A 13,231-nucleotide genomic window follows, 5' to 3' on the forward strand; every position below is an offset into this window, starting at 1 on the left:
CTCACCGCCGTGCGCCCAGGCGGCCGCGGGGCGTCGAGCCCTCGACGGATGCGGTGGAGTTGGGCTTGCCCAGATCGTTGCTGTAGTAGGTGTAGCCACCGGAGTAGGCGCTGGTGCCGCGTCGGACACCGTTGAGCACGAAGCCCAGCAGCGCGACACCGGCCACCTCGAACTGGCTGGTCACAGCACGCAGATCGGGCGCCAGCGTCTTACCCGAACGCACCACCAGCGCCACGCAATCCACCCACTGCGACATCACGACGGCGTCGGTGACCGGCAGTACCGGCGGTGAGTCGATGATGACGAAGTCGAACCGTTCGCGTAGTTCGGCGATGCCGTCGGCCGCGCGGCGCGAGCCGACGAGTTCGGCCGGATTGGGCGGCACGGACCCGGCGGCGAGAATGCTGAGCCGCTCGGTGCCGCTGGGCTGGACGAACTCCATGATCGAGCCCTCGCCGCCGAGGTAGTCGGTGAGGCCGACGTGCGGGTTGATCTCGAGTGCGGTGGCCACCGCCGGGCGACGCAGGTCGGCGTCGACGAGGATCACCGTCTTGCCGGCCTCGGCGAGGCAGCGTGCCAGGTTGACCGCGGTGGTCGTCTTGCCCTCGGCTGCACCACCACTGGTGATCAGGATGGCGCGGACCGGGTCGTCGACGTTGGCGAAGGCGAGGTTGGTGCGCACCATCCGGAAGGCCTCGGCCAGTGCCGAGGCCCCCTTGTTGAAGGGCACCAGACTGGTGTCGCGCAGGTCCGTCGAGAACGGCAGCGACCCGAAGATCAGGCTCGACCCGATGTCCTCGAGGTCGGCGGTGGAGGTGACGGTGCGGTCGAAGCGGTTCTTGACGAACAGCACGATCAGACCGAGCACGATGCCGATGAGGAACGCCAACAACGTATCCCGGACGGGTTTGGGTGAGACGGCCTGAGTTTTGCTCTCGGCGTGGGTGACCGGGGTGACCTTGGCCAATGGTTGACCGCCCGCCGCCGGACTCTCCAGGGTCGCCACGTATCCCGACAGGCTGTCGGCGACCGCGTTGGCGATCTGCGCGGCCTTCTCCGACGAGCCGGCGTCGGCACTGATGTTGAGCATCACGGTGTCGGGTTTGGCGGAGGTCTGCAATGCCTCACGCACCTCGTCGCGGGTCATCCCGAGGTTGCCCTGGCTGATGGCCCGGTCGATGACCTCGTCGGAGGAGGCCAGTTCGGCGTAGGAGGCCACGCGCTGTTGGGAGGCCAGCGATCCCTGATAGGCGGTTTGCGCCGAGGCCTCCGATCCGGATGTCACATACACCGCAGCGGTGGCCCGATAGACCGGGCTCTGCAGCATGGAGTACCCGAAGCCGCACAGGGCGACCACGATCCCGCAGGCCAGGACGATCCACCAGCCGCGGCGTACCGCGTCCAGCACGGGCGCGACCCGTCCTGGGTCATTCGTGTCCACCGACACCGACTCGACTCGCATGGTTGCTACCTCTCTGGTTGACGCTCTTCTGGAAGCGACCGACCGCGTCATCGCGGTTGGTTCGCAACGGTTGTGGGGATGGGGGCGATGCGGGCGCACCGGCGGGCACGCGGGAGACCAGCAGAGCGAACAGTGACGCGATCAGTACCCACGACATGACGATCATCGCGACGAAGGCACCGGTGACCGAGCCCAGCCAGGCGCCGAGGGGGCAGACGATCAGGGCGAGCGCCCCGACCATGGTGCGCACCCGCACCACCGACCAGGTCTGGCGCGCGGCACGCACCAGCACTCCGGGGACGGCTTCCATCGCTGCAGAGAATCGCGCCAGGCCACCGATGAGGATGAAGGGTGCGGCGTGCGCCCAGGTGTCGCCGAGCAGCGCACGGCCCAGCGAGTCGGGCAGCATCAGCAGGATCAGCATCGAGGTGCCGATGGTGACGGCGATGGTCGCGGTCATTCCCACGGTATCGGTGCCGATGTCGGAGCGGGTGAGCCGGCCGCGGGTGACGATGTGCGACAACACCACGCTGCGCAGGTAGTTCGTGACGACGTTGGTGAGTCCGTAGATGACGATCACGCTGCGGAAGGCGGCGACGTCGGCGACCCCGGACACCGCGGCGATGACGAACACCAGCGCCCATTGCAGCAGCGCACCCCACACCGACTCGTAAAAGAAGCTACCGAGGTATGGGCGCGCCGTCGTCACCCATCGGCGCAACGGGTGCACCGGTATCCCGCCGTGGATCAGGTGGATGACCAGTGGCACAACGGGTGCGGCGAACATCACCAGGATCGCCTGGTCGGCGCTGCCGCCATCGGCGAGGGTCGCGGCGAGCAGCGACAGTTGGGCGATCGCGACGACGACGTCGAGCAGCAGCAGTGAGGCGGTGTCGAGCCGGGAGATGTAGACGAAGCGCAGGGTGTCGTAGCCCAGGATGATCGGCGAGACCACCAGACACAGGCAGCAGATCTGCACCAGCCGGTTGTCGATGACGGCGAATCCGATGCCGCCGAGCACAGCCAGGATCAGCGGGACGATCAACGAGACCCACACGACTGCGCGGCGGAGCTCGCCGGCGTCGATATCGTTGTCGCCGTCGCCATTGCCCCCGGTGCCGTTGTGCCCGTTGCCGTTGCTACCGCCGCTCTTGTCGCCACAGAGGACGACGAGTGGTTCGCCGGTGACCGAACGCGCTATCGCCGTGAGCGCCTGGTAAAACACCATGGCTCCGGCGAACACGCCGAGTTCTGCGGTGTCGAGGTAGCGGGCGGCGATCACCAGGAACAAGAAGCTGGCCATACTGACCACGGCCTGGTCACCGGCACCGAAGACCATCGCCCGGGCCCGTGGGCCCGGCCGGGACAGCTTCTGCCGCAGCGACTTACCCGGACGCATGGATCTCCCGGCGTTTCGGCCCGGGCAGCAGAACGGCGATCACCAATAGCGCCAACAGGATCGGGATGAACCGGCCCTGGGACCAGTAGATGATCCGGGACACCTCGAGCAGACCCATGATGGTCAGCGAGTAGGCCAGCAGCGACACGAGGCTGCCCTGGGTGGCGCGGTAGAACAGGTAGCCGACGGCGAGGCCGAGGAGAAACCAGTACAGCATCGACAGCGGTGTGCCGAGGTCGGCGTCGGTGATGAGGAAGGTGCCCTGGTTGTTGAACTCGGGGTTGGCGCTGTTCTCCAGCATCATCTTCCACCACTGTTGGGGGTCGAGTCCGGCGATCTCGGGTCGTCCGGCGATCATCGACATCCCCGGCCCGTCCCACACCGCGGCGAACGAGTAGTACGGGTCGTGTGGTTTGCCGGCGACGGCCGCGTGGTACATGGCGCTGTTGTTGGCGGTGGTGACGTAGTAGCCGGCCAGTCGGGTGGAGATGTATTCGGAGAAGCTCGTCGTCACGATGTTGCGGTAGTACAGCCAGCTGCGGGAGTATTCGAACACCGCGAACAGACCCCAGATGGCCGGGATCGCGAAGAACGGTGCGGTCTTTCGCATCACGCGTTCGATGGGTCCGCCCCGCGCGATCTGTGCGCCCGGCGCCGTGCCCGTGCGCATCGGTTGCACCGCGAAGTACAGGAAGATCAGCGGCAGACCGACCTCGATGATCGCAAGGCGTTCGCCGTAGAAGAACGAGCGGTAGACGGCCAGGGCGACGAGGACCACCATCTGCCAGGTGTAGGCGCGTACGCCCATGCGGCGCAGCATCATCATCACCCCGGCGGCGACCGGCCCGAGTTGGGTGAAGGTGGTGATCCCGGCGACCGGCGGGTTCATCTTCTTCAGCGCGCTGATCGCGCCCTCCTGCAGGGTGATCACGTTGACGAAGTCGGTGACGGTGGTCCCGCGCAGGAATGACAGGGCGATCCAGATGCCGTATCCGAAGAGCGCCAACACGAATGCGCCAACGGCGATCGCACGCAGCCGCGCCACGGCCGAGGCACTGACCCGCACGATCATCACCCCGGGCCGCACCCGCAGCGTGAACACTGCCAGACCCACCAGCAGGCTCAGGCCGGAGAGGAAGCCGGTCATCCCGATGGTGGCGTCGATGTAGCGCGGGGTCTTCCACAGGGTGAATGCGCTTGTCGGGATCAACGCAGCCGAGATGGGCAGCAGTGCAACGAAGATCGCGGCGATCCACAGCGGGTGGAACCACCACGGGATCATCAGGCGGAAGCCGTGTTCACCCGGCGCCAATCCGGCCGGCGCGCTGCGCGACTGCTCTGCCCGCCCGGGTGGGCCGGCCTGCGGCGCGACGAGGTCGGGTGCCGTCATCCCGGATGCCCCGCCAGTGCGTGGAGTTCGGGGGTGAGGCCGACGCTGGTGCGCAACCGGTCCCGCAGTTCGCGCCACCGGGCGCGGTGGGCGTCGGCGCGTTGGGCGAGCAGTCGGTCGTAGGTCGCGCGTTCGGTGGGATCGTCGAGGAGTCGGGCGACCTGTTGTTCCACCACGGCCGGGGTGAAGTTGCGGAAGTGATGGACGTAGGCGTCGAGCCCGAGGTCGGCGAAGGCTCCGAAACCCTTGCGTTCGTAGGCGAGGTGGATGACGTAATGGCCGGCTTCGAGGGCCATCAACGCGGCGTGCAGGCGCATCGCCACCACCACGCGTGGTTCGGCGCGCGGGTCGAGGAGTTCACGCGGGGTGAGGATCTCGGCCGGGCCGAGCGACTCCATCACGGTGGTGTCGTTGTTCCCGGCGACCGCGCTCTGCACGTAGCCGTCGAATTTGCCGAGCATCGCGGCGAGTTCGGTGACCGGACGCGGCAGCGTGCCGCGTACCGAGCGGACCGAGAGCACCACCCGCGGCATGGTCGTGCGGCCCGGTGCCGCGGCGTCGTCGGTGCCGCGGTCGGCGACCGAGCCGCTGATGATCGCGACGTCGGGGATGCGTGCGATGTTGGGGGCGGTGCCGAGCTCCTCGATGCTGCGGTCGTCGCGCAGGCACACGGCGTCGAGCGATCCGATCATGGTGCGCACCAGGCGTCGTGCGGCGCCGCGGCTGGGTCCGATGCTCTGCGGGAGGTACACCGTCGGGGTGTGGGTGCGGGCGGCGGCCAGCAGTTGCGGTCCGTGCACGATGGCGGTCTTGGCGGATTCGACGCCCGACCCGAATCGCAGGTAGCCACCGCCGACCCCGACGACCAGGTCGTAGGCGTCGAGGTTGCGCAGTACCTGCAGGTAGCGGCGTGCCTCGCCCAGTGATCCCGGTTTGCTCGACACGCACCGAAGGCCCAGGTACTGAAAGGATTCCGGGTATGCAGCGACGAGGCCGATGTCGGTGTCGGGGCCGAGTGCCTCAGTGATCAGGTCCACGGCCCGGTCGACGAGCATGCCGTCGCCGAGGTTGTCGGAGCTGTAGCAGTGCAGCAGGGCGACTTTCATGTCAGTAACTCCTCGTAGACAGCCAGGTGCGCCTCGGCGCTGCGCTGCCAGTTGAACTGTCGGGCCCAGTCACGTCCGGCGTCGGCGAGCCTCGTGCGGGTGTCGTCGTCGGCGACGGCGGCTAGTGCGTCGGCGATGCCCGCGGCGATGGCCGACTCGTCGATCTCGGCGAGTTCGAAGGCGGGACCGGCGACCTCGGCGAGCGCGCCGCGCCGCGAACACAGCACCGGGCAGCCGTGTGCCAGCGCCTCGAGGACCGGTAGCCCGAAACCCTCGTAGCGACTGGGGAAGACGAACAGCCGGCAGTGGCGCATCAGGTGTTCGCGCTCGGAGTCGCTGACGAATCCGAGGTGGACTACCCGGGGCGAGTCGGCGATCTCGGCCATGATCGCGTCGGCGGCCCACGCTGGTTTGCCTGCGATCACCAACGTCACCCCAGCGGGGACGTCGTCCATGGCCCGGATGAGCGCGGCGACGTTCTTGCGGGGCTCCAGGTTTCCCAGATACAGGATGTAGTTGTCGAGGTCGCGGACGGTTGTGCGGACCGGGGGGTCGGTGTCCGGGGTGTCTGCGCTGTCGGGCTCGCTTCCGGTGTGCTCGATGCCCGTGTGCTCGACGCCGTGGTAGATGACGTCGATGCGGTTCGGGTCGACGTCGAACACTTCCGCGACATCGATGGCACTGGCCTGCGAGACGGTGATGATCCGGTCGCAGGAGTCGATGGCACGCGCGACCCGCGTGCGCCAGATCCGTTCGGCCATCGGGGTGCGGCCGGTGTCGATCCATCTGCTGGCCACACCGTGGACGGTGACCACCGACGGGATGCGCGTACGCACCAGCGGACCGGTGTCGGCGACGTAGTGGACGAGATCGAGCTCGGCGGAGCGGATTCCGGCTGCGGTCTCGCGCACGGTGTTGGCCAGGGGGTGGCCGAGCCCGCCGAAGCCGTCGACGGTGTGGCCGCGGTCGCGGAGTTGCCCGGCCAGTGATCGCGCGTAGGTCGTGTTGCCGCCGACGTGACGGTCGAGGATGCGCCTCGGCATACCCACCCGCACCGCTAGGCTCCCTCGGCGAGGCAGGCGTCGTAGCAGTCGACGAACGCCTGACGCTGCTTGGTCTTGTTCATCGTCGAGAGCACGCGCACGGTGCGGTCGACGACCTCGTCGTGGTAGTCGTCGTCGGCGACGATGTGGTGGATCTGTTCGGCCACGTCGGTGACCGTCGATTCGGAGACCAGTGGGGTGCCGTCGAAGCAGGGGATATCGCGGACCACGGTCGGGATGCGGTAGCTCGCGGCGTCGAGGACCGACAGCGGAAACCCTTCGTACAGTGCGCTGTGCACGTAGACGTCGATCGAGCGGAGCAGCGCGTCGAGTTCGTCGTCGCCGACCCAGCCGGTCACCGTCACCCCGTTGTGTTCGAGCAGTCGCCTGGCGTCGGGGTCGCCGTCGCCGATCCAGATGAGCTCGGCGTCTTCGTGTTTGCGCTGTAGTGCCTTGGCGAGCTGGGCGAAGAACCGCGGGTCCTTCTGCGGGCAGATCCGGCCGATCATCGCGACCCGGGCCCGCTCGTGCCACGGCTGTGTCGCGGTGCGCAGCGTGTCGGCGGGTTCGCGGTGCGCGGCGTTGGGTACGCGCACGACGTGGGCGCGGCCGAGGCGGACGCCGATCATGCTCCGCGCCACCGACTCCTCCTCGGGCGTCAGTACCACCATGGTGTGTTTGCGCAGGCTCAGCAGTTGCTCGGCGGCCCGGAACACGCCCTGTTTCCAGCCGGCGCGTTGTGGGTCCTGCAGCACGAAGCAGTGTGGCTGGTAGATCGTGTGCACCGGCAGGGCCGCGGCGCGACAGAAGAATCCGGCCCAGCTGGAGTGCGCATGCACCAGATCGGGTTGCAGTTGGTGGGCCCGGGTGCGCAGGTCGCCGATGGCGCGCAACGGGTCTCGGGAGAGTTCGGTGACCGACGCGAATTCGGCGGCACCGGAGCCGACCGATCCGCCCGCGGCCAGCAGATGATGCTCGTATTGCGGGGTCAGCGAGACGATCTTCTCCACGGCCCGGCTGATGCCGCCGTCATAGACGTTGGTGGTGTGCAGGATTCGGGGCGTGTGGGTGGGGTACGACATCGGGTTCTCGTTTCTCGAAGCGTCGGTCTGGATGTCGGTGGTGTGTGTCTTCGGGGGTGGGGAATGAACCGGACGGCGTCGGCGGGTACTCGCGGGGGTGGGGTTACTCAGCACCCGACGGCGCCGTCCGGGGTCTTGGGGCGTCCAGATTGGGGTCGGTCAGTAGGCGCCGGTCTTGTCGAAGACCGCCCGGACGGTGCGCCACAGGATCAGCACGTCCTGCATGATCGACCAGTTCTCGACGTAGGAGAGGTCGAGCCGGATCGAGTCCTCCCAGGACAGATCCGAGCGGCCCGACACCTGCCAGAGCCCGGTCATCCCGGGTTTGACGAGCATGCGTCGCGCGATCCGTCCGTCATACTGCTCGACCTCGTCGGGTAGCGGTGGGCGCGGGCCGACCAGGCTCATCGTGCCGCCGATGACGTTGAACAGCTGGGGCAGTTCGTCGAGGCTGTAGCGGCGGATGATTTTGCCGACCCGGGTGATTCGCGGGTCGTCACGCATCTTGAACAGGACGCCGTTGCCCTCGCTGTGCGCGCGGAGATCGGCTTTGACGCGGTCGGCGTCGACCACCATCGACCGGAACTTCCACATCTGGAACGGCGCATTGTTCACCCCGATGCGGGTGGCCCGGTAGAAGATCGGGGCGCCGGTGTCGAGGACGATTGCCAGCGCAACCAGGAACATCGCCGGCGCCAGGGCCAGGATCAATACCGCGGCACCCACCCTGTCGACGAGCGCCTTGCGGAACCGGTTGGCGCCTTCGTAGCGGGGTTTGTCGATGTGCAGCAACGGAAGTCCGGCAACCGGGCGCACTGTGAGTCGGGGGCCTGCGACGTCGGCGACGCCGGGGGCGACGAGCATGTCGACGTCGACGCGCTCCAGGCCCCAGGACAGTTCCTGCATGGCGTCGGGGCCGAGGACCTCGGCCGAACTGACCGCCACCACCGACGCGTCGGCGGAGTCGACGGCCGCCAGCACGTCGTCGAGGTCGCCGTGGACCGGGATCTCATGCTCCCCCACCTCGATGTGTGGGGGCAGCGGCGCGACGGTGCGCGGGAGACACACTCCAACGACGTCGTACCCGAGCTGGGGTGTGTGGGTGAGCCGGTGCACGAGCGATGTCGCGGTGTCGCGGCTGCCGACGACCAGCAGCTTCTCCATGTTCAGTCGATTGCGACGCTGGCGAGACAGGTTGCCGCGCCACAGATACCGCGACACGAGGAGGGCGGCGGTGCCCAGTGGCAGCGCAAGCAGCAAGAATCCCCGTGCGATCTGCAACCGGAAGATCTGGTCGACGATCGCCAGCGCTCCAAAGACGGCGAAGCAGGCCGTCGCCACCCGGCTGTATTCCTGCGGACCGGAACCGACGACACGACGATCCAGAGCATGGTTGACACGTAACGCTATGAGCCACAGGATGATCAGGATGAGGGCCACACTTGTGGCCGGAATCTCCACCTGTCCTCGCTGACCGAATGGGTTGGCGGTGCCGAACCGTAGTAGGTGCGCGGTTGCGACCGCGGCGATCACGATGACCGCATCGGAGATGGCCAGCCGGGTCAGGTACTTCTTGCTCCATGGGGGGCGACTACGACGTGCTCCGGTATCAGGATTGCTGCCTTGTGTTGCGTCTGAACTCCATACGTCCAGCGCCGATGCTTGCCCTGAAGGACTCACCACACCTCCCACGATCAGATCTCAGGTGGGGCGATGTCGGTCGTGCGGTCGCATCATCGCCACCGCCGGCCTCCTCGCGGCCCGGCTACATCGCCGAACCAACCCGCACGCTTCTTGCGCGGGCCATGACCGCCCCGAACCACTTTTCGGCCATGTTCACGTGGATCAATCAATACGGGACAGTTGACAAGCTCCCATTGATCTTTAGTACGGATCAACATTAACCCCGCTTTACTCTGACCACAACGCCGGAAGGGAATTCTTTTGTGAGTTCCCCACCATTTGACACCTGCGGCGAACGGGCCTACTGCGATTTCTTCGCTTTGCTCAATAACAATCCGCCGGGACGTCGCCGACACGACCGTGACCAGCACGCACAGGCTGGGGCTGCCGCCTGGCGACTGCGTCGCGGACCAGAGTCCAGATTGCTTGATCCCACCGAGTGTGATTGCCTTCACACTGCCGCCATGGCGCTCGACGAGCTTATTTCAGTCAGGTAAACTACCAGATAGAAGGCGGTATTTGCGTCATTCTACTTGCATCCAGAATGCATTATTTGCGAGACTGGATCCGCAGTTATGATAAATCCGCTATTGCGCGATTTCCTCTGGTACAAAGAATGCCGAAGAAGTCGCCCACAGAAGGACGCCGGGGCGACTGCAAGTCCAAGTACTGACTCCACGATTCGACAGATCCGGTCATCGATGAATCACATTGGCAAATCGAGTCGTCGTGACGGCATCTCTGCGACATACCAAGTCAGCTCAGTTGGCGGCCACAACGACGCCGATCACCACCAGTGCGACAAACAACATGCCGAGGACGGCGCACAGCCGCCAATTGCGCCGCAGCCCGGTACACAGCGTTTCGTCACCCGACGATGCCGACTCCAGGTACACCGGCGACGCACCGTCGTCACCCACCGGCTCAACCGGCTTGGGCACACGACCACTGGGCAACTCCACAGCCGAACCACCGGCCACCCACGCCGCCACCTCGAGCACCCGTGGTTCGATCTCGGCAAATACCCGCTCGAACGCCTCCTTCGGCTGCCCCATCGGGTCGACGATGTCGAGGCGCTCGGCGTTGGTGCCAATCCGTGCTCGCGAGTCGATCACCGTCGACAGACCGGCGCCGTCGAGTTCGCCGACCAACTCCACGAACTCGTTGAGCGTGAACATACGCTTCCACCGCACGGGTGTCGTCCGCTGGCATGCGGCTCGATGTTCGCGGGTCATCGCCAGCACAAGGTCGGCGTCGTCGAGGATCTGCGGGCGAAGATAACGAGCCTCAAATCCGGCTGCGTCGTAGCCGTGTTCATCGAGGACCTCGACCGACAGGGGATGCATCGGCGCGCCGTTCTGCGCGCCAACACCAGCGCTGGACACCGTGACCGGCACCCCGGCAGTACCGGCAAGCGTCCGCAGAATGCGCTCGGCGATCGGCGACCGACAGATGTTTCCCGTGCAGACGAACAAAATGGAGGACGGCCGATCATCGGACTCTCCACTGCCCACCGACCCCGCGATGCTCTGCACTTCGCTCACCCATGCTCCTCGAGTAGTTGCACGATCTGTCGCATCGCCGTCGGCCCGCCGAGCTCGGCATGCGCATCACCCGTCTCGATCACCTCGACTTCACCGTCGAGGTAAGACGCACACCCCTACTTCATCACGTTCACAACCGCACGCTGCCGTTCGACTCCAGGTACAGGACCCTACATGCGGTCACCAACGACGACTGTTGTCGGCGTAGCCCATCGACGACCATCCCGATGCCGTGCGTCGCTCGGACCGTATCCATCGATGAGCGCGTCATCGTCGTGCTCGCCGGCCGGCGTCGACTCGTTGGCCACGACAAAGATCGTCCCGCGAGGGCCCGCAGGGTCATCCTTGTGAACGCAGTCGGCCATCGCGTCGAGTTGCGAGCCGAGCAAAGCGCCGGTGGCGGTGGGCAGCTGCGCGGTCATCCACGCCTGGCCCGGCCGGAATCGATCGGGCCTGATCGCGACGCCCCGGTCAGGTTGTGCCCGCTCCCGATGACGCCGAGACACCGACCGATCCACCTTGGAGACCACCAACTTGACCATGTTGGTGAACCGTTGCGTCGACATCTGATCACGGGAACCGATCATGTCGGACAACTTCACGTCGATCTCCGGAAGCAACTCCGGATCACACAGTTCGGTCGCAGCAGCCACAATCTTGAGACGTTGCAGGTCAATTCGACCGAATCCGAGCATCGCGCCGGTCGACGGCAGCCGATAGCGGGCAACCTCGGCCAGCTTGATCATCTCTTTGACGGCGGCCGGAGACATCGACAATACAGCCCCGACGTCGGCGACCGTCCGGTCCGAGCCGTCCGGACCGAACTGCTCTCGCGGATCGACTCCGCACACCGCCTTCACCGCAGACTCGGCGATCTCCGCAAGACTCGACTCACCCGAGGTCTTCTCGGCGACCTCGCATCCGTACTCCTCCTTGTGCGCCTCATGAAGCAGCGATATGCCCTGCAGCATCCGATAAGTGCGCCGCCGAGATCGTCGCGGCGCTATGCGCAATGACCTCCACCAGATCGGTCTTCGAGAGGTCCTCATCCTCGGAAATCTGCTCCAAGAACGACTTCGGCGGCTCGTCATGGGCGCCCGCAGGCCACAGATCCGTCGGGCTCGGCACGCCGACAGCATCGGCGTCGCGGTCGAGCGGGATCTCGGAGGACATTTATCAAACATACCTTCGTGGTCCGACGAGATGGATCGGCGCAGGTCGGGGTTGTTTGGGGCTTTCTGGACCTACCCACGACCAGGGTCGGCTACGCAAGGCGACCACATTCTGGGCGGGTCTCGAGGTTCGGCGCCTGGGGCGCCTCACACCTCGACCATCGGAGGGTGCGGCTCGACGGGATTGACTCGGCCATCGAAGGGGGGCCGCACTCTGGTGGAGCACGGCGACGGCCCTCTACTGTGAATCCTCGTGGACACCCTCGGACTTGGCACCAACCGCACGGCCCGACTCCTCACTGGTTCGGTGTGGAACCAACTCACTCCCCTCATCGCCTCTCGGCAGCACTCGGTGACCGCGGCCATCGCCCACGTGGGCGCCGACGCGCACACCCACCTTCCGCTGCGATCGGGGTCGTCGATCATCGTCGACGCCACGGTCCGGGCTGTGGAACAGAAGTCGACCAACCCCCATTCGCTATTGGCGTGGCTTAGGGCCGACGTACGGCTGTATTCGCTGCCGCATCTGCACGCCAAGATGGTGCTCTGTGAGGCCACCGACGACTCTGACGCCTTCGTGGCCGTCGGGTCGGCCAACGTCTCGGACCGCTCGCAGGCCGTGCTGCAGGAGGCCGTCGTGCTGACCGACAGTCCCGACACGGTTGACGAAGCGCGCTCGTGCCTCGCCGACTGGAAAAAGCGGGCCACACAGCTGACGATCGCTCGGGTCCGCGAGCTGTGCGACATCTTCGATCAGTCGACCATCACCCTGCCGGACGACGAGGAGTTGCCCGACGAGCAGGCGCCCGAGGAGCAAACCCACGAGGTCCACCAATGGCCTCGCCCGTCGAAACTGTTCGTCACGCAGGTGTCGGCGGTCGACGGCATGTCTGCCGAAGCCGAGTTCGAGCGCGACCTGCTGATCGAAAAGCACTACGCGACAACCGAAGAGAACGCCACAGTCGGCAAGCCCTACATCGCAGTGTTCTGCACGGACGGCGACCGCAAGACGGCTCAGGACGTCTACGCCGAGGGCAACCACGTGGTGCTGGTGTGGAAGGTCCGCGGCCGGGCAAAACGGCGCTGCATCGCGTCCGAACCCGGGCAGGTGATCCACAAGTGGATCGACTATGACGCCTCTCCCGCGCGCACGTACTACTATGTTCTCGCACCGCGTTCGACGGCGGAAGTGACTTACGGCGACATCGCCGACGGACTCGACGCCATCGGCGTCACGCTCGACGACGACATCGGGTACCTTCGCCGCAGCGTCATCGACGCCATCCTGGCCCAGTGGCCGGATCTGGAATTCGTTGCCGGATAACAGTCTTCGCTGGTGACCCCGACCGG

The 13,231-nt window shown here is 66.2% G+C and carries 11 protein-coding genes; 1 reads left to right on the forward strand and 10 read right to left on the reverse strand.

Features of this window, described 5'->3' with window-relative positions; translation table 11 throughout:
- Position 1 precedes the first annotated feature (1 nt).
- From QNM97_RS18020 to QNM97_RS18065, 10 genes are all read right to left on the reverse strand, one after another.
- Positions 2–1,462, reverse strand: coding sequence for a tyrosine-protein kinase domain-containing protein (locus QNM97_RS18020; RefSeq protein ID WP_283819669.1), 1,461 nt, complete (start codon positions 1,460–1,462; stop codon positions 2–4).
- Positions 1,428–2,861: an MATE family efflux transporter gene (locus QNM97_RS18025; protein WP_283819670.1), complete on the reverse strand. Its 1,434-nt coding sequence runs from the start codon at positions 2,859–2,861 to the stop codon at positions 1,428–1,430. Before QNM97_RS18025 ends, QNM97_RS18020 begins: the two co-directional genes overlap by 35 nt.
- A complete protein-coding gene (locus tag QNM97_RS18030) occupies positions 2,848–4,251 on the reverse strand; it encodes an oligosaccharide repeat unit polymerase (RefSeq protein WP_283819671.1) in 1,404 nt (467 codons plus the stop codon). Before QNM97_RS18030 ends, QNM97_RS18025 begins: the two co-directional genes overlap by 14 nt.
- Positions 4,248–5,357, reverse strand: coding sequence for a polysaccharide pyruvyl transferase family protein (locus QNM97_RS18035; RefSeq protein ID WP_283819672.1), 1,110 nt, complete (start codon positions 5,355–5,357; stop codon positions 4,248–4,250). The genes QNM97_RS18030 and QNM97_RS18035 overlap by 4 nt, the downstream gene beginning before the upstream one ends.
- Positions 5,354–6,400 (reverse strand): glycosyltransferase family 4 protein, encoded by a 1,047-nt coding sequence (locus QNM97_RS18040; RefSeq protein ID WP_283819673.1) that lies wholly within the window; start codon positions 6,398–6,400, stop codon positions 5,354–5,356. The genes QNM97_RS18035 and QNM97_RS18040 overlap by 4 nt, the downstream gene beginning before the upstream one ends.
- Positions 6,401–6,414: 14 nt before the next feature.
- Positions 6,415–7,482: a glycosyltransferase family 4 protein gene (locus QNM97_RS18045; RefSeq protein WP_283819674.1), complete on the reverse strand. Its 1,068-nt coding sequence runs from the start codon at positions 7,480–7,482 to the stop codon at positions 6,415–6,417.
- Positions 7,483–7,641: 159 nt separating this feature from the next.
- Positions 7,642–9,162, reverse strand: coding sequence for a sugar transferase (locus QNM97_RS18050; RefSeq protein WP_283819675.1), 1,521 nt, complete (start codon positions 9,160–9,162; stop codon positions 7,642–7,644).
- A 764-nt stretch (positions 9,163–9,926) separates the two neighbouring features.
- Positions 9,927–10,709 (reverse strand): arsenate reductase/protein-tyrosine-phosphatase family protein, encoded by a 783-nt coding sequence (locus tag QNM97_RS18055; protein ID WP_283819676.1) that lies wholly within the window; start codon positions 10,707–10,709, stop codon positions 9,927–9,929.
- A gap of 170 nt (positions 10,710–10,879) precedes the next feature.
- Positions 10,880–11,680, reverse strand: coding sequence for a DUF222 domain-containing protein (locus tag QNM97_RS18060; RefSeq protein WP_283819677.1), 801 nt, complete (start codon positions 11,678–11,680; stop codon positions 10,880–10,882).
- Positions 11,652–11,882, reverse strand: a complete 231-nt coding sequence (locus tag QNM97_RS18065) for a hypothetical protein (RefSeq protein ID WP_283819678.1) — start codon at positions 11,880–11,882, stop codon at positions 11,652–11,654. The genes QNM97_RS18060 and QNM97_RS18065 overlap by 29 nt, the downstream gene beginning before the upstream one ends.
- Positions 11,883–12,134: 252 nt before the next feature.
- Between QNM97_RS18065 and QNM97_RS18070 the strand changes: the two genes are divergently transcribed.
- Positions 12,135–13,205, forward strand: a complete 1,071-nt coding sequence (locus tag QNM97_RS18070) for a phospholipase D-like domain-containing protein (RefSeq protein WP_283819679.1) — start codon at positions 12,135–12,137, stop codon at positions 13,203–13,205.
- Positions 13,206–13,231 lie beyond the last annotated feature (26 nt).

The organism is Gordonia sp. L191 (assembly GCF_030077625.1).
Lineage (GTDB): Bacteria > Actinomycetota > Actinomycetes > Mycobacteriales > Mycobacteriaceae > Gordonia > Gordonia polyisoprenivorans_A.

Coding starts and splice junctions, on each gene's coding strand:
- QNM97_RS18020 (WP_283819669.1), bottom strand. CDS start 1,462: ATGCGAGTCGAGTCGGTGTCGGTGGACACGAATGACCCAGGACGGGTC.
- QNM97_RS18025 (WP_283819670.1), bottom strand. CDS start 2,861: ATGCGTCCGGGTAAGTCGCTGCGGCAGAAGCTGTCCCGGCCGGGCCCA.
- QNM97_RS18030 (WP_283819671.1), bottom strand. CDS start 4,251: ATGACGGCACCCGACCTCGTCGCGCCGCAGGCCGGCCCACCCGGGCGG.
- QNM97_RS18035 (WP_283819672.1), bottom strand. CDS start 5,357: ATGAAAGTCGCCCTGCTGCACTGCTACAGCTCCGACAACCTCGGCGAC.
- QNM97_RS18040 (WP_283819673.1), bottom strand. CDS start 6,400: ATGCCGAGGCGCATCCTCGACCGTCACGTCGGCGGCAACACGACCTAC.
- QNM97_RS18045 (WP_283819674.1), bottom strand. CDS start 7,482: ATGTCGTACCCCACCCACACGCCCCGAATCCTGCACACCACCAACGTC.
- QNM97_RS18060 (WP_283819677.1), bottom strand. CDS start 11,680: ATGCTGCAGGGCATATCGCTGCTTCATGAGGCGCACAAGGAGGAGTAC.
- QNM97_RS18065 (WP_283819678.1), bottom strand. CDS start 11,882: ATGTCCTCCGAGATCCCGCTCGACCGCGACGCCGATGCTGTCGGCGTG.